The sequence below is a fragment of the Skermanella aerolata KACC 11604 genome (genome assembly GCF_000936425.1).
In the GTDB taxonomy this organism is placed as follows: Bacteria; Pseudomonadota; Alphaproteobacteria; order Azospirillales; family Azospirillaceae; genus Skermanella; species Skermanella aerolata.
The window spans coordinates 1-612 of sequence record NZ_AVFK01000197.1 but is presented as its reverse complement, the minus strand read 5'-3'; the positions used below and the strand labels follow the sequence as shown (position 1 = coordinate 612).

Annotated in this window: 1 protein-coding gene; it reads right to left on the bottom strand. The window is 69.0% G+C overall.

From position 1 onward, the window contains the following. Window positions 1-612: helix-turn-helix domain-containing protein (locus N826_RS39190; protein WP_044438093.1), on the bottom strand; the 612-nt coding region annotated here is incomplete at both ends.

Below are 612 nucleotides of genomic sequence, written 5' to 3'. Positions count from 1 at the left end.
ACCGGCGCTCGTCCGCATCCAGCTTGTCCGGTTCGCTCATCAGCATCCGCGCGGCTTTGCGCGTCGTGGGCGGCGGTGCGGGTTTCACCGAGGACTTGGCGGGAGAAGTCCGTTCGATCAGCCGGTCCTCCCTGCGGCGTCGGGCGGCCCATTGTTTGACGACACTGTCCTGGCCGGCGAAGCCCCGATCGCGGATCTCCCGCCACAGCCCGGTGCCGTTGCGATATCCAGCGGTCCAGCGCGCCTCCAGGTAATCCCGAAACGGGTCGAGAATGCTCCGGCCCCGGTCGGCATGAAGCCAGGTCGGAACCCGCCCGGCGCGCAGCCAGCGCCGGACGGTTTTGCGCTCGATGCCGAGCGTCCTGGCGATCGCCTTGATCGGCATTCCCTGCGCGCGCAGACGCACCACTTCGTCGAAGCGGGCCTGCCGACGGTCGCGCGCCTCCTGTGACCGGCGCTCCACTTTGTTGGGAGCCGGCAAGCCGGGTCCGTCCGCGACATCGGCGGTATTGTCGTTGGTTTCCTGCTCGGCCAGGGCCGAAGCTGCCGCGCTGCGGGCGGCTTCGGCCAGATGACGGTAATGGTGTTCGAGAACGCCGCGCAGGGCATCAC